The following is a 21,574-nucleotide window of genomic DNA, read 5'->3' on the forward strand; positions in this document are numbered from 1 at the left end:
GGTCCACCTTCCTTCGAGGGCGGTTACCTGCGGGCGCCCTCGCCGGCCTCGTTGTCGGCGGCTTCCTCGGCGGACTGCTGCTTGGGGATTCCGGAGCCGTCGGACGCGTCGTCCGCACCGGCGTCCGACGCGGTCGCCACGTCCTCGCTCACGTCCTCGGACGAACCCTTCGCCTCCGCCGAACCGGCTGCCTCCGCCTCCGCCGGCTCCGCTTCCGCCGCCTCGGCCCCTGCCGACTCCGCGCCGGCCTCCGCCTCGGCGACCGACGCCTCCGGAGTCGCCTTCGACCTGCCGAGGAGTCGTGCAAAAACGCCCATATCCACTCCATACGGTACTCGTGCGGGCGAATTCCCGCGTTACCCGGTGCGTACGGTTGCGCCGCCGGGGTCACCGCCTCCGGCGGACCGGAGGCGGTATCTCGCCACGGGCAACGACCGGCGACCCCACCCGTCACGTAACTCGTTCGAGGCGCCGCCAGGACGTTTGCGAGACTGGTGCGGTGAGCAGTGCACCCCCCGCCCCCCGCGTCATCGCCGTCGTCGGACCCACCGCGGCCGGAAAGTCCGATCTCGGAGTCTTCCTGGCACAACAGCTCGGTGGGGAGGTCGTCAACGCCGACTCCATGCAGCTGTACCGAGGGATGGACATCGGCACCGCCAAGCTGACGCCCCAGGAGCGCGGTGGCATCCCGCACCACCTGCTGGACATCTGGGACGTCACGGTCACGGCCTCCGTCGCCGAGTACCAGAAGCTGGCCCGCGCCCGGATCGACGGCCTGCTCGCCGAGGGCCGCTGGCCGATCCTGGTCGGCGGCTCCGGCCTGTACGTCCGCGGGGCCGTGGACAACCTGGAGTTCCCCGGCACCGACCCCGGCGTCCGGGCCCGTCTGGAGGAGGAACTGGTCCTGCGCGGCTCGGGCGCGCTGCACGCCCGGCTGGCCGCCGCCGACCCGGAGGCCGCCCGCGCGATCCTGCCGAGCAACGGCCGTCGGATCGTCCGGGCGCTGGAGGTGATCGAGATCACCGGCCGGCCCTTCACCGCGAACCTGCCGGGTCATGACTCCGTCTACGACACCGTCCAGATCGGCGTCGACGTGGCTCGTCCGGAACTGGACGAGCGCATCGCGCGCCGCGTCGACCGGATGTGGGAGGCGGGCCTCGTGGACGAGGTGCGCGCACTGGAGGCGCAGGGTCTGCGCGAGGGGCGCACGGCGTCGCGCGCGCTCGGTTACCAGCAGGTGCTCGCGGCGCTCGCCGGGGAGTGCACCGAAGCGGAAGCGCGGGCCGAGACCGTCCGTGCGACCAAGCGCTTCGCGCGCCGCCAGGATTCATGGTTCAGGCGCGATCCGCGGGTCAACTGGTTGAGTGGGGCCGTGGCGGACCGCGGGGAACTTCCGCAGCAGGCCCTGGCGTTGGTCGAACGACCGGTTACAGCCTGATCACGTCATGGCATCGGGATGCGCCGCCGGTCATCGCGGCCTTCGGGGCCGTGCCATCATCGAGCTTCGATCGACCAAGTGGAGCCTAGTTGGGAGGGCGCGTGGCGATGGAGGCCGGCCCTCGCGACACCGCACAAAGTGCCGAGCGCGTCACCACCGAGGGTGACGGACCGGGCCGGGCGGAGGGCCGTACGACCGGGAACTGCCCGGGCGGGAACGGGCGGGCCGAGGCCCGTCCGGACGGAGACCGCCCGGGCGAGGAGAGCCTGACCGGACCCCGTCCAGCCGAATCCGGTCCGGGGGGATCCAGCCTGGCCGAATCCGCTCTGGCCGGAGACCCGCTCGCCGAGGACGCCCTCGCCGAGGTCCGGCTGACCGACGACGGCCCCGACGAGACGCCGGTCGGGGTGAGCGACGACGGGCCGGAGCCCGAGGAGATGTACCCGGGCGGTCCGGAGGTCGAGGTCGAGCTGCGCCCGCAGCGCCGGCTGCGGCTGTGGCAGCTCGCCCCCATCGTGGGCCTGTCCGCCGTCGGCTCGCTGATGTTCGCCTTCCCGCTCGCCTTCGACTTCGGCGACAGCGGCGCCGTCATCGCCATGCTCGGCCTGCTGATCTGCTCCTGTGCCGCCGGCTGGGCCATGATGGCCGCCCGCAAGGTGGGCTACACCTGGCCCGGCCTGCCGGCACGCGGCTCGGGCCGCCGCCCGGACTGGCGGGTCGTACTCGGATACGTCCTGCTGGTGGCCGTGGTGGTGATCCTGGCCATGTGGCGGGTGGCCAGGCTCCGCTGAGGCACCCCGCAGAGCCGCGGACTGCCCGCACCGGCCCGCTGAGCGGCACCACCCCCGCCTCTCGCCGGCCGGACCCGGCGGAGCGCTCCCGTACGATCGAGGAATGAGCACACGGATCGCCTTCCTCAAGGGTCACGGGACCGAGAACGACTTCGTGATCATCCCGGACCCGGAGAACGCCCTCGACCTGAGCCCGGCCGCCGTCGCCGCCCTGTGCGACCGCCGGGCCGGAATCGGAGGCGACGGGGTGCTGCACGTGGTGCGCTCGGCCGCGCACCCGGAGGCCGCGTCGATGGCGGCCGAGGCCGAGTGGTTCATGGACTACCGCAACGGCGACGGTTCGGTCGCCGAGATGTGCGGCAATGGAGTCCGTGTGTTCGCGCGCTACCTCCAGCACGCAGGACATGTGGGCGAGGGTGACCTCGCGATCGCCACGCGCGCGGGCGTCAAGACCGTCCACATCGCCAAGGACGGTGACGTCACCGTCGGCATGGGCAGCGCCCGCCTGCCGGAGGGCGACGTCACGGTGAGCGTCGGCGAGCACAGCTGGCCCGCGCGCAACGTGAACATGGGCAACCCGCACGCGGTGGCCTTCGTCGACGACCTCGCGCAGGCCGGCAACCTGTACGACGCGCCGCCGTTCAGCCCGGCCGCCGCCTACCCGGACGGGGTCAACGTCGAGTTCGTCGTCGACCGCGGCCCCCGCCACGTCGCCATGCGGGTGCACGAGCGCGGCTCCGGCGAGACCCGCTCGTGCGGCACGGGGGCGTGCGCCGTCGCCGTGGCCGCCGCCCGGCGCGACGGCGCCGACCCGGCCGTCACCGGCACCCCGGCCACGTACACCGTCGACCTGCCCGGCGGCCGCCTGGTCATCACCGAGCGGCCCGACGGCCAGATCGAGATGACCGGACCCGCCGTGATCGTCGCCGAGGGCGAGATCGACGGCGAATGGCTGGAAAACGCGCTTCGCTGACCCGGCGGCACGACGGTGAGGACGCCTTCCGGCTCCCGGATCAGCGGTTTCCCATGACCGTGGGCGTTCCCAACCGCGGGCGGACCGAGGACGGTTGGCGCAAACCCTAAACCTCCTTTCCGTCGCTCGAATGGGTGATCCGTTTCACGGTCGCCGAGAGGCGGTCGGTCGCACGTGGTGGGCTCGATAGCATCAAGCACCGGCACGGACGGGGGAACGTCGCCATCCCTGAGCCGCGTACGCCCTGGGGCCCCCGTCCGCCGGTCCACGAGCCGGAGGTGCCCATGAGTGCGGAGGCCACGAACCCTGCGACCCCTGGCCCGGTAACGCCCACAGCGTCCGCGGCGGCCTCCGCCCCCGCGGTGCCCCGGGCGGACCGCAGGAAGTCCCGGCCACGGCTCGATCTGCGCAGACTGGGCCGGGCCGCCCTGCTCGGCCCCGCAGCGCGCGGCAAACTGCCCGACGCCATCGGCCATGTCGTGGAGGCGCACCGCGCCCACCACCCCGACGCGGACCTCGACCCGCTGCGCCGCGCCTACGTCCTCGCGGAGTCCTCGCACCGCGGCCAGATGCGCAAGAGCGGCGAACCGTACATCACCCACCCGCTCGCCGTGACCCTGATCCTCGCGGAACTCGGCGCGGAGACCACGACGTTGACGGCATCTCTGCTCCACGACACCGTCGAGGACACCGATGTGACGCTGGATCAGGTCGGGGAACAGTTCGGCGAGGAGGTTCGCTATCTCGTCGACGGCGTGACGAAACTGGAGAAGGTCGACTACGGGGCCGCCGCCGAGCCCGAGACCTTCCGCAAGATGCTCGTCGCCACCGGCAGCGACGTGCGCGTGATGTCGATCAAACTCGCCGACCGCCTGCACAACATGCGTACCCTCGGCGTGATGCGCCCCGAGAAGCAGGCGCGGATCGCCAAGGTCACCCGCGACGTCCTCATCCCGCTCGCCGAACGCCTCGGCGTGCAGGCCCTGAAGACGGAGATGGAGGACCTGGTCTTCGCCATCCTGCACCCCGAGGAGTACGAGCACACACGGGAACTGATCGCCGCGAACGCCGCACGCCCGGACGACCCGCTCGCCGAGGTCGCCGACGAGGTGCGCGGGGTGCTCCGCGAGGCCGGCCTCCAGGCCGAAGTCCTCATCCGCCCCCGGCACTTCGTCTCCGTGCACCGCGTGGCCCGCAAGCGCGGACAGCTGCGCGGCACCGACTTCGGCCGTCTGCTGGTGCTGGTCGCGGAGGACGCGGACTGCTATGGCGTCCTCGGCGAACTGCACACCTGTATGACGCCGGTCGTCTCGGAGTTCAAGGACTTCATCGCCGTACCGAAGTTCAACCTGTACCAGTCGCTGCACACCGCCGTCGCCCGCCAGGACGGCCAGGTCGTCGAAGTCCTCATCCGCACCCACCAGATGCACAAGGTCGCCGAGGCCGGAGTCGTCGCCCTCGGCAACCCGTACGCACCCGCATCCGACGCCCCCTCCTCCGAGGGCACCACCGACGGCGAGCGCGCCGACCCCACCCGCCCCGGCTGGCTCTCCCGCCTCCTCGACTGGCAGCGGGCCGCGCCCGATCCCGACACCTTCTGGTCCACCCTGCGCGAGGACCTCGCCCAGGACCGCGAGATCACCGTCTTCCGCCCCGACGGCGGCACGCTCGGCCTGCCCGAGGGCGCCACCTGCGTGGACGCCGCCTACGCCCAGTACGGCGAGGACGCGCACGCCTGCATCGGCGCCCGCGTCAACGGCCGCCTGGCCACCCTCAGCACCGTCCTGCGGGACGGCGACACCGTCCAGCTCCTCATGGGCCAGGACCCGGCCTCCGAGCCCTCCCGCGAATGGCTGGAGCACGCCCACACGCCGGCCGCCCGCATCGCCATCCAGCGCTGGCTGGCGACGCATCCCGGCGGCGGCACCGGTACGGACGAGATGCCCGGCGCACGTGCCGAACCGGCCGGGGGCGCAGCCGTACCGCACCCCGCACAGGGGGCCGCCCCCGCCGACGGCACCGCACCGCACCGCCCTGCCGCCGCCGACGGTGCCGTCCCGTTCCGACCCGCGGCCGCCCCGGCCGGGGCGGCCGCGGCGTCCCGCCCCCGGCGCGCCGATGTGCTCGCGGACCGCCCGGGGGCCGCCGTACGGCTCGCCGGGTGCTGTACGCCCGTGCCGCCGGACGGGATCACCGGCTTCGCGGTGCGCGGGGGAGTGGTGACCGTGCACCGGGTGGAGTGCCCGGCGGTGACGCACATGAAGGGCCGGGGGCGCACCGAGATCGGTGTGCGCTGGGGGGACACCACCGAGTGCCGGGTCACTCTGGTCGCTGAATCGTTCGGCCGCCCCCATCTGCTCGCCGACCTCACCGAGGCGATCGCTTCGGCGGGCGTCGACATCGTCTCCGCCATCGTCGAACCGCCCAGCCAGCAGCGGGTACGGCACACCTACACCCTCCAGCTCCCCGACGCGGCCCGCCTGCCGGCCCTGATGCGCGCCATGCGGGACGTCGCGGGCGTCTACGACGTGACCCGCGCCCAGCACCAGGCCTCGGCCCCCTGAGGGACGCCGGAGCGTGCCGGAAGGCCGCCGGTCCGTGACGGGCGTGCCCGGTGCGGCGACGACCACGCACGGCGAGAGGAGGTACGCGGAAGGCCCCCAGGACGGGACCCGTTCGGGTGGGTCGGGCGCGCGTCGCCGTCGTAGCGCCGGGGTGCACTGGTAGCGGTGGTGCATGCCGCTCACCCTCCGCTTCAGCCGTCGCGCCCGCTCGCAGGCCCGGCCCCTCCGTGTCGCCCGGCACCGCAAGGCGGCCCTGCTCGCCTCCGCCGTCTCCGTCTGCCTCCTCGCCGCCGGGGCCCCCGCCAAACCGCTCGGTGTCGGCGACCGGCTCTACCCGTACCTGGGCAATCCGGGCTACGACGTGACGTCGTACGACGTGTCGCTCACCTATCCCGGCACCAACGACAAGCCGCTCCAGGCCGTCACCACCATCGACGCCCGGACCACCGCCGACCTGGAGCGGATCAACCTGGACTTCGCGCACGGCGACGTGCGGTCCGTCGAGGTCGACGGTCGTCCCGCCAGCTTCGCCGGCGCGGGCGAGGACCTGGTCGTCACCCCGGACCACCCCCTCTCCGCGGGCAGCTGGACCAGGATCACGGTGAGGCACACCAGCGATCCCGGCGCGGCCAAGGAACAGGACGGAGGCTGGGTGCGCACCTCCGACGGCCTCGCCATGGCCAACCAGGCCGACGCCGCCCACCTGGTGTTCCCGTGCAACGACCACCCGTCCGACAAGGCGATGTTCACCTTCCGCATCACCGCCCCGAACGGTTACACCGCCGTGGCCAACGGCCTGCCCGCCGGTGTGCAGCGGGCCGGCCGCACCACCACCTGGACCTACCGCACCCGCCACCCCATGGCCACCGAACTCGCCCAGGTGTCCATCGGCCGGTCCACCGTGGTGCACCGCGAGGGACCGCACGGGCTGCCGATCCGTGACGTCGTACCCAGCGCCGACGCCAGGGCCCTCGAACCGTGGCTCGCCAAGACGCCCGGCCAGATCGCCTGGCTGGAGAACAAGGTCGGCCCGTACCCGTTCGAGACCTACGGCCTGCTCATGGCACAGGCGTCCACCGGCTTCGAACTGGAGACACAGACCCTGTCGCTCTTCGAGAAGGACATGTTCACCGAGTCCTCCCTGCCCCGGTGGTACAAGGAGTCGATCATGGTGCACGAGCTGTCCCACCAGTGGTTCGGCGACAGCGTCAGCCCCCGCACCTGGTCCGACGTCTGGCTGAACGAGGGGCACGCCACCTGGTACGAGGCGCTGTACGCCGAGGAGACCGCGCACCGGTCCCTGGCCGACCGGATGAAGTCCGCCTACGCCGCCTCCGACAGCTGGCGCGCGGCCGGCGGCCCGCCCGGCCTGCCCAAGCCGCCCTCCCCGGGCCAGAAGATCGGCATCTTCCGGCCCAACATCTACGACGGCGCGGCGCTCGTCCTCTACGCCCTGCGGCAGGAGATCGGCCGCTCGGCCTTCGAGCGGCTGGAACGGGAGTGGGCCCGCGCGCACCGGGACTCCACGGCCTCCAGCGACGACTTCGTCCGGTTGGCCTCGACGGTCTCCGGCCGTGACCTGAGCGGCTTCTTCAAGGCCTGGCTGTACGGCGAGAAGACCCCGCCGATGCCCGGCCACCCCGACTGGAAGGTCTCGGACCCCGCCAGGTCGGCCAAGCCGGGCCGGAAGGCATCGGGGCCGGTCAAGGCGTCGAAGCGGGCCAAGGCGCGGACCGGGCGATAACACGGTGACGAGACGTGCCGCCCCGTGCGACCATCTTCAGGTCGGCGCGGGGCGGGACACGGGAATCTCCCGGGGTACCCGTGCGTTCACCCAAGCAGTGGTCCCGCAGGACCGCGTACCGACGCCGCAACGGCATCCCATCGACGTAAGGATCAAATGACCTCCTCTTCTTCCCCTTCCCAGGACACCAAGCGCCTCGCGCACGCCTATCCCGAGGGTCTTCGGGCCGATGCCCTGATGGAAGAGGACGTCGCCTGGAGCTACGAGATCGACGGCGAGCGGGACGGAGACCAGTTCGACCGCTCCGAGCGCGCGGCCCTGCGCCGCGTGGTGGGTCTGTCCACCGAGCTGGAGGACGTCACCGAGGTCGAGTACCGACAGCTCCGCCTGGAGCGGGTCGTGCTCGTCGGGGTGTGGACCACCGGCACCGCCCAGGACGCCGACAACTCCCTCGCGGAGCTGGCCGCCCTCGCGGAGACCGCGGGCGCGGTCGTGCTCGACGGCGTCATCCAGCGCCGGGACAAGCCCGACGCGGCCACCTACATCGGCTCCGGCAAGGCCCAGGAGCTGCGGGACATCGTCCTCGAAACGGGCGCGGACACGGTCATCTGCGACGGTGAGCTGAGCCCGGGCCAGCTGATCCAGCTGGAGGACGTCGTCAAGGTCAAGGTCATCGACCGTACGGCCCTGATCCTGGACATCTTCGCCCAGCACGCCAAGTCCCGGGAGGGCAAGGCGCAGGTCGCGCTCGCGCAGATGCAGTACATGCTGCCGAGGCTGCGCGGCTGGGGCCAGTCGCTGTCCCGGCAGATGGGTGGCGGTCGCGGCGGCCTCGCCACGCGTGGCCCCGGTGAGACCAAGATCGAGACGGACCGGCGACGGATCCGCGAGAAGATGGCGAAGATGCGCCGGGAGATCGCGGAGATGAAGACCGGCCGCGAGATCAAGCGCCAGGAGCGCAGGCGCAACAAGGTGCCGTCCGTCGCCATCGCGGGCTACACCAACGCCGGCAAGTCCTCCCTGCTCAACCGCCTCACGGGGGCCGGCGTCCTGGTCGAGAACGCCCTGTTCGCGACCCTGGACCCGACCGTCCGCCGGGCGGAGACCCCGAGCGGCCGGCTGTACACGCTGGCGGACACCGTCGGCTTCGTCCGGCACCTGCCGCACCACCTGGTCGAGGCGTTCCGCTCCACCATGGAGGAGGTCGGCGACTCCGACCTGATCCTGCACGTGGTGGACGGCTCGCACCCGGACCCGGAGGAGCAGCTCGCCGCCGTGCGCGAGGTGATCCGGGACGTCGGCGCCACCGACGTGCCCGAGATCGTCGTGATCAACAAGGCGGACGCGGCCGACCCGCTGGTCCTGCAGCGGCTGCTCAGGGTCGAGAAGCGCTCGATCGCCGTCTCGGCCCGCACCGGCCAGGGCATCGACGAGTTGCTCGCCCTGATCGACAACGATCTGCCGCGCCCGTCGGTCGAGATCGAGGTGCTCGTGCCCTACACGCACGGCAAGCTCGTCGCCCGCGCCCACACCGAGGGCGAGGTGCTCTCCGAGGAGCACACCGCGGAGGGCACCCTGCTCAAGGTCCGGGTCCACGAGGAACTGGCGGCGGACCTGGCGCCGTACGTTCCGGTCTCGGCGGCCTGACCAGAGCTGAACGGAAGGCCCGCTCCCTCGTGAGGGAGCGGGCCTTCCCGCTCTCACCGCCCGGCGAACTTCTTGCTGACCGACTCGTACACGCCCTTGGCCACGGAACCGAACCGCGGCCCGGCCAGCCACCCGGACGTCACCGGACCGATCGACGTGTTGGACACCAGTGCCGGCTTGCCGTCGGAACCGGTCTCCACCCAGCCCCCGCCGGAGGAGCCCGCGGTCATCGTGCAGCCGATCCGGTACATCGTCGGGTCCGCCTGGGCGAGGGAGAGCCGGCCCGGCTTGTCCGTGCACTGGTAGAGCAGCTGACCGTCGAACGGAGCCGCCTCCGGGTAGCCGGACGCCGTGATGCTCTTCACCTTCGGCACCGCCGGAGCGTCGAAGTTCACCGGCAGCGCCCCGCCGACCGTCTCCTCCAGCGACTTGCCGCCGGTGCCCTGCTCCGGCGTCACGTGGATGACCGCGTAGTCGTAGGGGGCGCCGTTGCCGCCGGTCTCACCGCCCTGGTCGATCCACTGCTGCGAGGTCCTCGCCGCGTCGGCCCACCAGACGCCGTACGGGGCGACCACCGACCTGCTGGCGTGCTGCAGCTGAGCGACCGGCTTGCCGGAGTTGTTGTACGACGGCACGAAGGCCATGTTGCGGTACCAGCCGCCCTTCTTTCCGGCGTGCACACAGTGACCCGCCGTCCAGACGAGATTCGACTTGCCCGGGTGCGCGGGGTCCTCCACGACCGTTCCGGAGCACACCATGTGGCCCTCGGGGGAGTCGAAGAACACCTTGCCGGAGGTGGCCGCGTTGGCGTGGTACGGCGGCGCCACCGCCCGGGCCTTCACGGGCTGCGGGGTCGGGTCCGTCACGCCCTGGTCACCGGAGATGTCGTTGTCGTGGACGCCCTTGTTGGGGTCGTTGGCGTGCCGCATCCGGTCCGGGTCCCACAGGCCCTTGATGATCGGGTTGATGAAGTCGTTGGCCTCGCGCAGCCAGTCCTGCTTGTTCCAGTCCTTCCAGGCGCCGTTCTTCCACTTGTCGATGTCGATCCCGTGCTCCTTGAGCCTCTTCCTGAGGTCGTCCGGGATCCTGATCTTTCCGTCGCCGGTGCCGGCCGCGGTCGCGGAAGCGGTCGGACTGCCGCCGGCGTTGTCGTCGCCGTTGCAGGCGGTGGCGGTCAGCGCCAGCGCCGAGGCGAGGGCGACCGCCGCCAGTGCGGGGGAGGTGCGGCGGGGGCCCCTCCCTCGCCGGACGCTGAACGACGGTCGTATGGATCGCATGCTTGTGACTCCCCCTGTGATGAAGGTATCTGGCGCTTCGGACGCGACACCGGCCGTGAACTGTCGGGCAGTTCACGGCGGTCCCACGACCGTCCGGGAACGGCATCACACACTATGCGCTCGCTGTGGGGGAGTTCCGACGGAACGGCAACGGTTCGGCTACAAGCCGTCTGACCTGGCCAATCATCCGGAGATCTACCGGTTTGACGTCCACTCACCCCTAGCGCCCGACGGACGATCTTGAGGGAACCCGTAACCCGTCGAACGGTCCGGGGTTGTAGCGGTGGGGGGCCAGCTGCCTGCATCCGGTCCCCGCGGATCAACAGCCTCTGAACAGCGGGGAGGACAGTGCGCCGTGGCCGTAACGGAGTCGATGGCCGGAGGACCGCACGGGGAAGCGCGTGCTGTTCACGAGGGCATCCTCAGACGCCAGTCGGCGCGCGAGTCCTCGGCCCGCACCTACGCCCGGGCCCTGCCCATCGTGCCGGTACGGGCGCGCGGGCTCACCATCGAGGGCGCCGACGGCCGCCGCTATCTGGACTGCCTCTCCGGCGCCGGCACACTCGCCCTCGGCCACAACCATCCGGTCGTGCTGGAAGCCATCCGCCGGGTCCTCGACTCCGGCGCTCCGCTCTCCGTCCTCGATCTGGCGACCCCCGTCAAGGACGCCTTCATCACCGAGCTGTTCCGCACCCTCCCGCCCGGCCTCGTCGACCGTGCCCGTGTCCAGTTCTGCGGACCGGCCGGTACCGATGCCGTGGAGGCCGCCCTGAAACTGGTCCGGGCGGCGACCGGCCGCACCGGCATCCTCGCCTTCACCGGCGCCTACCACGGCATGACCGCAGGCGCCCTGGCCGCCTCCGGCGGTGCCCGTGACGTCCAGGTCGCCCGCCTGCCCTATCCGCAGGACTACCGCTGTCCCTTCGGTGTGGGCGGACCGCGCGGCGCCGAACTCGCGGCCCGCTGGACCGAGTCCCTCCTCGACGACCCCAAGTCCGGGGTGCCCCTGCCGGCGGGGATGATCCTCGAACCGGTCCAGGGCGAGGGCGGGGTGATTCCCGGGCCGGACGACTGGCTGCGCCGCATGCGGCAGCTCACGGCCGACCGGTCCATCCCGCTGATCGCCGACGAGATCCAGACCGGCGTCGGCCGGACCGGCGCCTTCTGGGCCGTCGACCACAGCGGCATCAGCCCCGACGTCCTGGTCCTGTCCAAGGCCATCGGCGGCAGCCTCCCGCTGGCCGTGATCGTCTACCGGGACGATCTGGACGTCTGGCCACCCGGCGCGCACGCGGGGACCTTCCGGGGCAACCAACTCGCCATGGCCGCGGGCACCGCCACCCTCAGCCATGTCCGGGAGAACGGGCTCGCCGAACGAGCCGCCACCCTCGGCTCCCGCATGCTGGGCCAACTCCGGGAACTCGCCGAGACGTTCGCGTGCGTAGGGGACGTGCGGGGGCGCGGGCTGATGATCGGGGTCGAAATGGTCGACCCGGAAGACACCGGCGCCGAGCCCGACGGCCACCGCCGCACGCCCACCGGTCCGGAGCCCGCCCGCACCCCGCACAGGGCCGCGCCCGAACTCGCCGCGGCCGTCCAACGGGAGTGTCTCCAGCGAGGACTGATCGTCGAACTCGGCGGCCGTCACTCCGCCGTGGTCCGGCTGCTTCCGCCGCTCACGATCAGCGACGAACAGGCGGCAGCCGTACTGGACCGCCTCGCGGACGCGGTGGCAGCGGTGGCCCGCACGCACGAGGAACACGCCCCGCACCGCAGCCGGCACCACGACTCCGCGCAGCGCGCAGGCTGAGAGCCGCACCGACACCGCCCACCCGCCGAGGCCCGCACCAGCCTTGGGAAACGGTCCCTTCCGCGCCCAACCCCCTGGCAGGCAGCCCACGGCCCCGCACCATCCAGTCAGCCCACGAGGAGCCGTCATGAACGCCACCCCCACCCCCGACGGCAGCTCCGGTGCTCCCGACGAACAGGGAGACCCCGGCATCCCGGCCTCTCATGTGCCGCTCGCCGAGGCGGTTCCCCAGCAGAAGCGGCGCACCGTGGACCTCACCCGGGTGACCGAGCCCGGCGCCGACCTGCTGGAGGACCCCGACCCGCGCACCGCGGCGCAGGCCGCCGCCGTGGACAACCTGCTGCGCTGCTGGGTACGGGAGAGCAACCTCGCAGCCTCCCACAGCGGCGCGCTCTGCCTGCCGCTTCCGGCCAGTGGCACCTCCCTGCTCGTGCCGGTCCGCTACTGGTCACCGACGGGCTTGCACCGCTTCGGCCCGCCGCGCCTGACCGGCGCCCCCGCGACCGCCCCGGCGGTCGACGCCGTCACCCTGGCGGCTCTGCTCGCCCGGGAGACGGCCGGTGACCCCGGCAGCGCCGATTCCGGCCCGGACCTCAAAGCCGCGGGCCACGTGGACGGCGCTGATCTCGTGGCCAAAGTGGCGGACTCCCAGCGCCGCACCGCGACCTTCATCCGCGACCGGCGCGAGCATCCCTGCGATGTCCCCGACCTCTTTCTCTCCGCCGAGCAGGCCCTCCTCCTCGGACACCCGCTGCATCCGGCCCCCAAGAGCCGGGAAGGCCTGACCGAGGCCGAATCCCGCCGGTACTCACCAGAGCTGCGCGGCTCCTTCCCCCTGCACTGGATGGCCGTCGCCCCGGCCCTGCTCGCCACCGACTCGGCCTGGACCGAGCGAGGCCGTCCCGTCCCGGCCGTCCACCTCGTCCGGCGCCTGGCGGAGACCGGCCTCCCGGTGCCCCCGGGCTACGCCGCCCTTCCCCTGCACCCGTGGCAGGCCCGTGAGCTGTGCCGGCGTGCACCCGTCGCCGCCCTGCTCGACTCCGGACTCCTGCGGGACCTCGGCCCGCTCGGCCCCGGCTGGCATCCCACCTCCTCCGTCCGCACCGTCCACCGATCGGGCGCCCCCGCGATGCTGAAGCTGTCCCTCGGCCTGCGCATCACCAACTCGCGCCGCGAGAACCTGCGCAAGGAGCTCCACCGGGGAGTCGAGGTGCACCGGCTGCTGCGCACCGGCCTGGCCCAGCGCTGGCAGGCCGCACACCCGTCCTTCGACATCGTCCGCGACCCGGCCTGGCTCGCCGTGGACACCCCGGACGGACTTCCCGTAGCCGGGCTCGACGTGGTGATCAGGCACAACCCGTTCGCCCCGGGCGACGACGTCGGCTGCGTCGCCGGACTCCTCTCGCCGCGGCCCGTGCCCGAACCGGACGGCGACTCCTCGCCGCACCGGACCACCTGGCCCATGCGCTCCCGGCTGGCCCAGCTCGTCGAACGGCTCGCGGTACGCACCGGACGGCCCGTCGCGGCCGTGGCCGCGGAGTGGTTCCTCCGGTACCTGGAACAGGTCGTCCGTCCCGTGCTGTGGCTGGACAGTGAAGCCGGCATCGCCCTGGAAGCCCACCAGCAGAACACCCTGCTCCTCCTCGACGCCGACGGCTGGCCCGCCGGCGGCCGCTACCGCGACAACCAGGGCTACTACTTCCGCGAGTCCCGGCGAGCGGAACTGGCAGCCCGGCTGCCCGGCATCGGCGAGCACAGCGACACCTTCGTCTCCGACGAGGTGACCGACGAACGCTTCGTCTACTACCTCGCCGTCAACAACGTGCTGGGCCTGATCGGCGCGTTCGGCTCCCAGCGCCTCGCCGACGAGCGGCTGCTCCTCGCGGCCTTCCGCCGCTTCCTCGCCGACGTCGCCGCAGGGCCCACCGCACTGCGCACCAGCCTGCCCCGCCGACTGCTCGACTCCCCGGTCCTGCGCTGCAAGGCCAACCTGCTGACCCGGCTGCACGGTCTCGACGAACTCGTCGGCCCGGTCGACACCCAGTCCGTCTACGTCACCGTCGCCAACCCCCTGCACTCCTGAGCTGAGAGGAGCGCGCCATGCCTCCCACCGACGCGAACGCCCACTCCGGCCCCGGCCCTGCCCGGCCGACCGCTCCCGTCGTCCCGGGCGCCCCCTACACCGGGTTCACCATCGAGGACGACGACGCGGACTGCGAGGAGACGCTGGAGCTGCATCTGCCCGCGGACTTCCGCGCCCTCCTCGGCAGGGGAACGGCCCATCTCCCGGACGAACTTCCCACGTGGGGCCCGGTGCTCACGCGGGTCGGCGCCTTCCACCTCGTGCCCGTGCGCGTCGACGAAGACCTGCCGCTCGTCCACCGCTGGATGAACGACCCCGCCGTCTCGGAGTTCTGGCACCTGGGCGGGCCCGAGCACCGGACGGAGGACCATCTGCGCAGCCAGCTCGGCGGCGACGGACGCAGCGTGCCGTGTCTCGGCGTACTGGACGGCACACCGATGAGCTACTGGGAGATCTACCGGGCGGACCTGGACCCCCTGGCCCGCCACTACCCGGCCCGCCCCCATGACACCGGGGTCCATGTGCTCGTCGGCGGGGCCGCGGACCGGGGACGGGGGCTGGGATCCGCCCTGCTGCGCGCCGTGGCCGACCTGATCCTCGACCGGCGGCCCGCGTGCGCACGGGTCGTGGCGGAACCCGATCTGCACAACACCCCCTCCGTCGCGGCGTTCCTGAGCGCCGGCTTCCGGTTCGCGGAGGAGGTCGAGCTGCCCGGCAAGCGGGCCGCCCTCATGATCCGGGACCGGGTGCTGCGCGAGGTGTTGTAGCGCAGGGCGGTTCGGCCGGGCCGGTCAGTCCTGGGGGAGGAGGGCCTGGAGTGTGACGGTGCGTAGTTCCTGCCAGCGGTCGACGAGGTCGGTGCGCCGGTGCAGTACGTCGGAGATGTGCTGCATGCCGTAGAAGGAGGCGACGACGACCCGGGCGGCGGCGCGCGGCGGGATTCCCGCTTTGAGCTGTCCGGCCCGTTCGGCCTCTTCGAAGAGGCCCGTGAGGAGGTCGATCCAGCCGACGTAGGGCTCGGGCAGGGGGGTGTGGATGAGTGAGCGTTCGGACTGCAGGCGAGTGGCGGCCTGGATGGTGCGGTCGGTGTGGAAGGCCTCGGCGGTTCGGTCCAGGAGGGCGAGGATGGTGCCGCGGGGGTCGAGGTCCGGGGTGCGGACCTCCTTCAGCAGGGCGGGCCATCGCTCGTAGTTGCTCTCGACGATGGCGATGGCCATGGCTTCCTTGTTCTTGAAGTGGAAGTACACGGCGCCCTTGGTCATGCCGACGCGCTCGGCGATGTCGACGATGGAGGTGGCTTCGTAGCCGCGTTCCGCGAAGAGTTCGGCGGCGGTGTCGAGGACCTGGGCGCGGGTGCGTACGGCGCGTTCCTGCTTGGGTTCCCGGCCGGTCGTGGTGCGGGCGGACGATGTGCTGGTCATGGATCTCCGGCTTTCCGGCGGGCGTGGCGCATGAAGCGGACGCAGTGGTTCAGGTTTCTTCCGCCAAGGTCGGGGGCCTTGGGGCCGGGCTCCCGTGCCTCACCGCTCGGCGCTGAATATACCGTCACGAAGGTTTGAGCTGCCGCGAGGGTCAGGCGTCGAGGGCGGCCCCCGGCGAGCGCAGTGCCGTCGCGACGATGACCCACAGCTCTTCGATGCGGTCCCTGGCGGGCAGGTCGCCGCGGGGGACGGGCAGGTGCTGGAAGCCGAGGACCAGGGAGAGCAGGAGCTGCGCCACGGACTCGGGTGAGCAGCGCATCCGGATCTCGCCGTCGGCCTGCGCCTGTTTCGCGTTGCCCACGAGGAAATCCCAGACCTGGGTGAACAGGGGGCCGCTCTCCAGGGCATCCCCCGGCATCTCCGAGGCGAGGCGGAAGGCCGCCCGCACCCGGACGTCGGACCAGAGCCGTCCGGCCAGCGACAGGGTGGTGGTGCGCAGCGCCCTCAGCGGTGCGAGCCGCGCGGACTCGATGTCCGCCAGGAGCCCGGCCCACACCGCGGCGCCATGCCGTACCAGGGTCCGGGCCAGGTCCTCCTTGGAGGAGAAGTGGCCGTAGAGCGCGCCTTTGGTCAGGCCGGTGCGTGCGACCACGCCGCCGAGCGTCGTGCGGGTGTAGCCGAGCGAGACGAACTCCTCCGCGGCGGCGTCCAGTATCGCCTCGTACGTGCGCCGCGCGCGTTCCTGCTTGGCCATCCTGGGACCCCCCTCCACCCGGCATTGCGACCTCGGAAGGAAAAATACCATCCCCAAGGTATGTTTCCCGCCCCGAGTCGTCCGGTCGGCGGGAGGGGTTCCCGGGGGTGACGCTCTGTAACCCACGTCGACGCGCGGGTCGTCGATCAACGGTCATGCAACACACGATCTCAGAGATCGCCATTGCAATATACCTTCCCGCAGGTATATTTCTCGCCGGTTGCCGGGGGAGCTCTCCCCCGGCCGTCTGCGTGTGCTCAGCGTCTGATTCGTCTATCTGTGTGGGGGCCAGTGATGAGTGGCGGCGTGTTGGTGACGGACATACCGGAGGACGCATGGGGGGAGGGCTTCGAGCGGACCGTTCCGCAGCAACTGGTCCACAAGGAGGCGGCACACGAGGTGCTGCTGACCGACGCCGTACGGGTGCGTCCCGGACTCTTCTACCTGGCCGTGCGGCAGCCGGCCGGCCACGGGCTGTACCGCCCGGACGCCGCCGGGGGAACCGACCCGACGCTCTTCGTCGAGATGCTGCGGCAGACGGCGATCTACCTCTCGCACCGCTTCTACGGGGTGCCGCTGGAGCACCCGTTCGTGTTCTGCGGACTCGACTTCGACATCCCGGCGCCCGGCGCGTACGGCGCCGAGGACGAGTCCGTGGTGCTGGAGGTCCGCTGCCGGGAGACCAGGGAACCCACTCCGAAGCGCGCGGTGATGAGCCTGGAGGCCCAGCTCGTCTCGCCGGGCGGGGTGCGCGCCACGGGCAGCGTCTCCTGGCAGGCGGTCGACCGCGCGAGCTACGCGGCGGTACGCCGTCGCGGCGCCGGCGGGGCCCTGCCGCCCGCTCCCGGCACCGCGATCAGCGCGGTGCAGCCCGGTGCACGGGTGATGGCACCCGAACTCGTGGGCCGCGAGCGGTCCATGGACGTGGTCGTCGCCGAGCCCGGGCTGCCGGACGAGCCGTCGAAGAGTGAGGAGCCGGGTGGCACCTGGCTGCTGCACGTCGATCAGTCCCACCCCGTGTTCTTCGACCACCCCAGCGACCATGTGCCGGGGATGCTGCTGCTGGAGGCCGTCCGGCAGGCCTCACGGGCGGCCCTGGGGCCGGCTCCGGCGCCGCTGTACGAGTGGACGATGTCCGGTGGCGGGGTGAAGTTCGCCGCCTACTGCGAACTGGCCGCACCCACCCGGCTCGTCGTACGGCAGTCCGGCGCGTCCGGGACGGCGGACGAGGTCACCCTGACCGTGGAGGCCGTGCAGAACGGCAGGACCGTGGCGTCCGGCAGCGCGCGCTGGCAGGCGGCCCCGGCTGCCGCCGCCACCGCCGTCCGCCCCGGCGTGGAGGAGGTCTTCGCGTGATCCGGTCCTCCGCCTCCACCCCCGGCGACTCCGAGCGGGAAGAGGGGGCCTCCCCGGCCGCCGGCCTGTCGGTGCGCCGTGCGGCCCGTGTAGCGGCATGGCACGCCGACGAGGCCGACGTACGGCGCCGGCTCGATCTCGACGTGGTCGTGGAGCTGGCCCGGGCCGGCTTCAACCGGCACTTCGTACCCGCTGAACACGGGGGCACGGAAGGCACGTTCACCGATCTGGTGCAGGCCGCCGCGCACGTCGGTGAGGGCTGCACCTCGGCGGCCTGGGTGGCGACGCTCTTCGCCGCCCACGGCCGGATCGCCTCCTACCTGCCCGAGCGCGCCCGCCGCGACCTGTGGAGCACGTCCCCCGACACCCGCATCGCCGCAGGCATCGCACCGCCGGGGCCGCGCGCCACCACCGTCCCCGGCGGCTGGCTGCTCAGCGGCGAGTGGCCGAACGCCAGCGGCGTGGACTTCGCCGACTGGGTGCTGCTCGCGGCACTCGCCGACGGGGGCGGTGGCGAGGGGGCTGGCGGTGTCGGGCCCGCCGGCGGGGGGTCCGGTGGCGAAGGACCCAGTGGTGTGGGGTTCGGCGGTGGGGGATCTGGTGGCGAGGGGCGCGGTGGTGTGAGGCCCGGTGGTGGGGGAGCCGGGGGCGTGGGTCCCGGGGGTGAGGTGCCCATGCTTCTGCTCGTCCCGATCGAGGACTGCGAGGTCCTCGACACCTGGAACCCGCTCGGTATGCGGGGCACCGGCAGCAACACGGTCCGGCTCGACGGTGTCTTCGTGCCCGCGTACCGCGCGGTGCCCCGGGCCCGGCTGCTCGCTCCGCGCGAGCAGGGCGCGGCGCGCTGCCACAGCGTCCCCTACCTGCTCGTGGCGGCGCTGATGTTCGCGGCACCGCTGCTCGGCGCCGCCCGGGGCGCGCTGACGGCCTGGACCCGCGCCGCCGTGGACCGCACGGGCCCGGACGGCGGCCGGGCGGACTCGGCGCCCGCCCTGCCCACGGCACTTGCCCGCTCGTCGGCCGGACTGCGGGCCGCCGAGCTGCTGCTGGACAGTGCCGCACGGCGCGCCGACGCGGCGCGGATCGAGCCCCTGGCGGTGGCGGAGACGGTGCGGGACGTGGTGGCCGCCGTCGAGATGTGCGTGGCCGCCGTGGACCGGCTGTTCCGTACGACAGGGAGCCGGGGGCAGTCCCAGCAGGACCCGGTCCAGCGCCGCTGGCGCGACATCCAGTCCGCGTCGACGCATGCGATGCTCCGCTTCGACGCTTCGGCGCAGTCCTACGCGCAGGCCGTCTTCGGGTCCTGACCCGCCTTCGGGTCCTGACCCGCCCGACTCGGGTGAGTCGCCCGGCCCCCTCGCGGCCGCCGCCGCGTGGCGCGTGCAGCGCGCCCGCGTCGGCGGCCGCCCCCGTCGCACGCACGGCCCGGCTCCTCACTGGAAAAAATACCTTCGAGAGGGTATGTTATTTACCACTCGCAGGATCAGGGGGCGGAGGCAATGGACGGTATGAGCGCACCGACCATCGGGCCCCAGGCCCTGAGACTGTTCGAGTACGCATCGGCCCGCAGCGACTGGACCGTGCACACAGCCTGCGAGCAACTCGACAGCAGCGTCGACGAGATCGAGCAGGCCCGCACGGAACTCCTCGGACTCGGCCTGCTCATCGAGGTGCCCGAGGGTGCCTCGGCGACCGGGGAACGGACCGTCAGGGCGACCGCCCCGGAGGCCGCCCTGCTCAGACTGCTCACGGCCGAGGAGCAGGCGGTCATGGAACTGACCGAGCAGATCCGGCGGACCCGCGAGCGTGTCGGCGCGATGCGCGAGGCGTTTCTGCCGCTGCACACGGCTCGGACGAGCGGCCTTGAGGTGGTCACCTGCCCGGAGAAGATCGCACGCGTCCTCGGCGATGCCGCCGACATGGCCACGTCGGAGATCCTGAGCATGCACCCCGGCCCCGTGATGCCGCCGGACGTGCTCGCCCAGGGACTCCGGCGCGACCGGCGGGTGCTGGACCGGGGGGTGTCGATGCGCAGCATCCATCTGCGGCCCATGACCCGGATCACCCATGCGATGACCCATCTGCAGGAGCTGCGGGCAGCGGGTGCGGACCTGAGGATCGCCAGCATCGTGCCGTTCCGGTTCATCCTGGTCGACCGGGTGCAGGCGCTGGTGCCCGCCCTGCACGTCCGGTCGAGCGGCGCGATGATGGTGCTGCGCGGTGAGGCCGTCACCGCGCTGCTGGCGAAGGTCTTCGAGATGTGCTGGGCGTCCGCCGCTCCCCTGGAGGCGGCCGAGTCCGGCCAGGAGTCCGGGTTCACCTCCCAGCAGCTGTGGATGCTGCGGCTGATGGCCACCGGCCGCAAGGACGAGGCGATCGCCCGCGAACTCGGCGTGTCCGTACGGACGTTGCGCAGGATGATGGCGGACCTGATGGCGCGGCTGGGCGTGGACAGCCGGTTCCAGGCAGGCATCACGGCGGCGAAGCTGGGCCTGCTGGACTAGGGCCCTTCTGAGGGATCTCCGGCACCTGGCCGGGTCCGGGTGGCGGGGCCGGCCTCGGGTTGTCCGGTTGGGGCCAGGCCGCCATGGGCAGGGCTTTCGTGCTGGCCCTTGCCGGGGCCGGTGGACAGGATGGTGCTCCGGCAACGTGCCAGTTGAGTCAGGAGCCCTCCTCGTGTTCGACCCGGTACTCCTCAGATCCCTGACGGGGACACCGCTGCGGGTCCAGTGCGCCGTACTGCCCGTGCCCGCACCCGACGGCGGAGCCGTCGACGTGCCGCGCGAGTGGGCCGTGGTGCGCGTCAGGCTGCGGGGAGCGGGCAGTACCGGGCGGGGAGAGGCCACGCTCCTGCCGTATCTGGAGGCGGACAGCCGCGAAGCCGTCAGCGAGCAACTGGCCTCGATCGAGGCCGAGCTGGCGCGTGTGATCAGCCCGCTCCAACTGCCGGACCTGCTGCCGCCGGGCCCCCTGCGCAGCGCCCTCGACACCGCGCTGTGGGACCTGCTGGCCAAGCGCAGCGGGCAACGGGCCTGGGAACTGCTCGGTGTTCCCCGGCCGCGCCCGGTACCGGTCGTCCGCACCCTCCCGCTGCTGGAGCACACCCGGCTGGAGAGCGAACTGCGCCACAGCGACGGCTTCTCCTCGCTCAAGCTGAAACTCGGGGCCGGTGCCGTGGAGGACGACCTCGCCCGGCTCGACGCGGTGCGCCGCCACCGGCCCGACGCCTGGCTGATGGCCGACGCCGACGGCGGGTGGGACGTGGACCGGCTGCACGCGATGCTGCCGAAGCTCGCGGAGCACGGGGTGCGGGTGCTCGAACAGCCGCTGCCCGAGGCGGAGTCGTCGGCGCTCGTCACCCTGCGCCGCCCGTTCCCGATCATCGCCGATCTCTCCCGGGGCGACATCGGGGACTTGGGGCGGCTCGTGGCCCGGTACGACGGGATCAACCTCAAACTGGACGCCGTGGGCGGTCTCACCACGGCCCTCGCCATGATGGAGCAGGCGGAGCAGCGGGGCCTGCTCGTGCTGCTCGGCTCACCGCCCGCGACCGCGCGGTCCTGGGCGGCGACCCTGCACGCGGCACCCGCGGCGGATCTGGTGAACGTGCCGCAGACGCTGCGTGTCCCGGGGGAGCCCCACGAACCACAGCGGCCGAACGGCCCGCGGGCGCGACCCGCCACGGACCTCTGGGGCTGACCCCGCCCGCACCGGGT

General features: G+C 72.5%; 17 protein-coding genes. 13 read left to right on the forward strand and 4 right to left on the reverse strand.

The window, feature by feature from the left end; genetic code table 11:
• Positions 1-23: 23 nt before the first annotated feature.
• Entirely contained in the window at positions 24-317 is a 294-nt protein-coding gene (locus ABT171_RS19395; RefSeq protein WP_351245304.1) for a hypothetical protein, read from the reverse strand.
• A 182-nt stretch (positions 318-499) separates the two neighbouring features.
• Between ABT171_RS19395 and miaA the strand changes: the two genes are divergently transcribed.
• The 6 genes from miaA to hflX all read left to right on the forward strand — a co-directional run bounded on the left by miaA (position 500) and on the right by hflX (position 9,157).
• Complete coding sequence (miaA, locus tag ABT171_RS19400; RefSeq protein ID WP_351245306.1) at positions 500-1,438, forward strand: tRNA (adenosine(37)-N6)-dimethylallyltransferase MiaA; 939 nt, start codon at positions 500-502, stop codon at positions 1,436-1,438.
• 311 nt (positions 1,439-1,749) lie between these two features.
• Positions 1,750-2,229, forward strand: a complete 480-nt coding sequence (locus tag ABT171_RS19405; protein WP_503075821.1) for a hypothetical protein — start codon at positions 1,750-1,752, stop codon at positions 2,227-2,229.
• 103 nt (positions 2,230-2,332) lie between these two features.
• The gene (gene dapF, locus ABT171_RS19410; protein WP_351245308.1) at positions 2,333-3,202 is read left to right on the forward strand and encodes a diaminopimelate epimerase; all 870 of its coding nucleotides are present in this window, start codon (positions 2,333-2,335) and stop codon (positions 3,200-3,202) included.
• Positions 3,203-3,486: 284 nt separating this feature from the next.
• Complete coding sequence (locus ABT171_RS19415; RefSeq protein ID WP_351245310.1) at positions 3,487-5,766, forward strand: RelA/SpoT family protein; 2,280 nt, start codon at positions 3,487-3,489, stop codon at positions 5,764-5,766.
• A 172-nt stretch (positions 5,767-5,938) separates the two neighbouring features.
• Complete coding sequence (locus ABT171_RS19420) at positions 5,939-7,510, forward strand: M1 family metallopeptidase (RefSeq protein ID WP_351245312.1); 1,572 nt, start codon at positions 5,939-5,941, stop codon at positions 7,508-7,510.
• A 156-nt stretch (positions 7,511-7,666) separates the two neighbouring features.
• Positions 7,667-9,157: a GTPase HflX gene (hflX, locus tag ABT171_RS19425; protein WP_351245314.1), complete on the forward strand. Its 1,491-nt coding sequence runs from the start codon at positions 7,667-7,669 to the stop codon at positions 9,155-9,157.
• Between the two features lie 53 nt (positions 9,158-9,210).
• Here hflX and ABT171_RS19430 read toward each other — a convergent pair whose 3' ends face one another.
• The gene (locus tag ABT171_RS19430) at positions 9,211-10,434 is read right to left on the reverse strand and encodes a trypsin-like serine peptidase (RefSeq protein WP_351245316.1); all 1,224 of its coding nucleotides are present in this window, start codon (positions 10,432-10,434) and stop codon (positions 9,211-9,213) included.
• 373 nt (positions 10,435-10,807) lie between these two features.
• Here ABT171_RS19430 and ABT171_RS19435 point away from each other — a divergent pair, with 373 nt between their 5' ends.
• The 3 genes from ABT171_RS19435 to ABT171_RS19445 all read left to right on the forward strand — a co-directional run bounded on the left by ABT171_RS19435 (position 10,808) and on the right by ABT171_RS19445 (position 15,094).
• Positions 10,808-12,244 (forward strand): diaminobutyrate--2-oxoglutarate transaminase family protein, encoded by a 1,437-nt coding sequence (locus tag ABT171_RS19435; protein ID WP_351245587.1) that lies wholly within the window; start codon positions 10,808-10,810, stop codon positions 12,242-12,244.
• Between the two features lie 127 nt (positions 12,245-12,371).
• A complete protein-coding gene (locus ABT171_RS19440) occupies positions 12,372-14,327 on the forward strand; it encodes an IucA/IucC family protein (protein ID WP_351245318.1) in 1,956 nt (651 codons plus the stop codon).
• 17 nt (positions 14,328-14,344) lie between these two features.
• Positions 14,345-15,094, forward strand: coding sequence for a GNAT family N-acetyltransferase (locus ABT171_RS19445; RefSeq protein WP_351245320.1), 750 nt, complete (start codon positions 14,345-14,347; stop codon positions 15,092-15,094).
• Between the two features lie 24 nt (positions 15,095-15,118).
• Here ABT171_RS19445 and ABT171_RS19450 read toward each other — a convergent pair whose 3' ends face one another.
• Together ABT171_RS19450 and ABT171_RS19455 are read right to left on the reverse strand one after the other, a co-directional pair.
• A complete protein-coding gene (locus ABT171_RS19450; RefSeq protein ID WP_351245322.1) occupies positions 15,119-15,748 on the reverse strand; it encodes a ScbR family autoregulator-binding transcription factor in 630 nt (209 codons plus the stop codon).
• A gap of 151 nt (positions 15,749-15,899) precedes the next feature.
• Positions 15,900-16,502, reverse strand: a complete 603-nt coding sequence (locus tag ABT171_RS19455) for a TetR family transcriptional regulator (RefSeq protein ID WP_351245324.1) — start codon at positions 16,500-16,502, stop codon at positions 15,900-15,902.
• Positions 16,503-16,808: 306 nt separating this feature from the next.
• Between ABT171_RS19455 and ABT171_RS19460 the strand changes: the two genes are divergently transcribed.
• From ABT171_RS19460 to ABT171_RS19475, 4 genes are all read left to right on the forward strand, one after another.
• Positions 16,809-17,858, forward strand: a complete 1,050-nt coding sequence (locus ABT171_RS19460) for a ScbA/BarX family gamma-butyrolactone biosynthesis protein (RefSeq protein WP_351245326.1) — start codon at positions 16,809-16,811, stop codon at positions 17,856-17,858.
• On the forward strand, positions 17,855-19,165 hold the full coding sequence (locus tag ABT171_RS19465; protein ID WP_351245328.1) for an acyl-CoA dehydrogenase family protein: 1,311 nt from the start codon (positions 17,855-17,857) through the stop codon (positions 19,163-19,165). The genes ABT171_RS19460 and ABT171_RS19465 overlap by 4 nt, the downstream gene beginning before the upstream one ends.
• A 201-nt stretch (positions 19,166-19,366) precedes the next feature.
• Positions 19,367-20,362: a helix-turn-helix transcriptional regulator gene (locus tag ABT171_RS19470; protein ID WP_351245330.1), complete on the forward strand. Its 996-nt coding sequence runs from the start codon at positions 19,367-19,369 to the stop codon at positions 20,360-20,362.
• A 172-nt stretch (positions 20,363-20,534) separates the two neighbouring features.
• Positions 20,535-21,557: an enolase C-terminal domain-like protein gene (locus ABT171_RS19475; protein ID WP_351245332.1), complete on the forward strand. Its 1,023-nt coding sequence runs from the start codon at positions 20,535-20,537 to the stop codon at positions 21,555-21,557.
• Positions 21,558-21,574 lie beyond the last annotated feature (17 nt).

This window comes from Streptomyces sp. NPDC001851, from assembly GCF_040297165.1.
In the GTDB taxonomy this organism is placed as follows: domain Bacteria; phylum Actinomycetota; class Actinomycetes; order Streptomycetales; family Streptomycetaceae; genus Streptomyces.

What these genes read in the sequence shown, in the direction of transcription:
- ABT171_RS19450 (WP_351245322.1), bottom strand. Translation starts at nt 15,748, where the DNA reads ATGACCAGCACATCGTCCGCCCGCACCACGACCGGCCGGGAACCCAAG.
- ABT171_RS19420 (WP_351245312.1), top strand. Translation starts at nt 5,939, where the DNA reads ATGCCGCTCACCCTCCGCTTCAGCCGTCGCGCCCGCTCGCAGGCCCGG.
- ABT171_RS19440 (WP_351245318.1), top strand. Translation starts at nt 12,372, where the DNA reads ATGAACGCCACCCCCACCCCCGACGGCAGCTCCGGTGCTCCCGACGAA.
- ABT171_RS19470 (WP_351245330.1), top strand. Translation starts at nt 19,367, where the DNA reads ATGAGCGCACCGACCATCGGGCCCCAGGCCCTGAGACTGTTCGAGTAC.
- ABT171_RS19455 (WP_351245324.1), bottom strand. Translation starts at nt 16,502, where the DNA reads ATGGCCAAGCAGGAACGCGCGCGGCGCACGTACGAGGCGATACTGGAC.
- ABT171_RS19445 (WP_351245320.1), top strand. Translation starts at nt 14,345, where the DNA reads ATGCCTCCCACCGACGCGAACGCCCACTCCGGCCCCGGCCCTGCCCGG.
- dapF (WP_351245308.1), top strand. Translation starts at nt 2,333, where the DNA reads ATGAGCACACGGATCGCCTTCCTCAAGGGTCACGGGACCGAGAACGAC.
- ABT171_RS19435 (WP_351245587.1), top strand. Translation starts at nt 10,808, where the DNA reads ATGGCCGGAGGACCGCACGGGGAAGCGCGTGCTGTTCACGAGGGCATC.
- ABT171_RS19430 (WP_351245316.1), bottom strand. Translation starts at nt 10,434, where the DNA reads ATGCGATCCATACGACCGTCGTTCAGCGTCCGGCGAGGGAGGGGCCCC.
- hflX (WP_351245314.1), top strand. Translation starts at nt 7,667, where the DNA reads ATGACCTCCTCTTCTTCCCCTTCCCAGGACACCAAGCGCCTCGCGCAC.
- ABT171_RS19395 (WP_351245304.1), bottom strand. Translation starts at nt 317, where the DNA reads ATGGGCGTTTTTGCACGACTCCTCGGCAGGTCGAAGGCGACTCCGGAG.
- ABT171_RS19415 (WP_351245310.1), top strand. Translation starts at nt 3,487, where the DNA reads ATGAGTGCGGAGGCCACGAACCCTGCGACCCCTGGCCCGGTAACGCCC.